General features: G+C 45.1%; 1 protein-coding gene. It reads right to left on the bottom strand.

Features of this window, described 5'->3' with window-relative positions:
- Positions 1-246: DNA cytosine methyltransferase (locus RTW80_RS30335; RefSeq protein WP_312721923.1), on the bottom strand; the 246-nt coding region annotated here is incomplete at both ends.

Raw genomic sequence — 246 nt, 5'->3', positions numbered from 1 at the left:
AACAAAACTATCCGGAAAACTCATTAAACGCGCAGCTTCACGGTGCGTGATTGGACGGTGTTCTTCTGGGTGGAGATAGCGTCCTTTTTCCGGCTTAAAAAATTCTGTTCGAATAGTTACAGAAGGACGATCCCACCACAGACGGCCAAATAGGTCTGTACCGCCAGATGTTTTCTTTATCCAGCATGCAGGGGTAATATCAGGTCTGTTTTTTTGTAAGTCAAATCTGTTACCTCCTACCGGAAC

Origin of the sequence: Escherichia sp. AM3 (genome assembly GCF_032029835.1) — a bacterium.
Classification (GTDB): domain Bacteria; phylum Pseudomonadota; class Gammaproteobacteria; order Enterobacterales; family Enterobacteriaceae; genus Escherichia; species Escherichia coli.
This window is presented reverse-complemented; position numbering and strand designations above follow the sequence as displayed.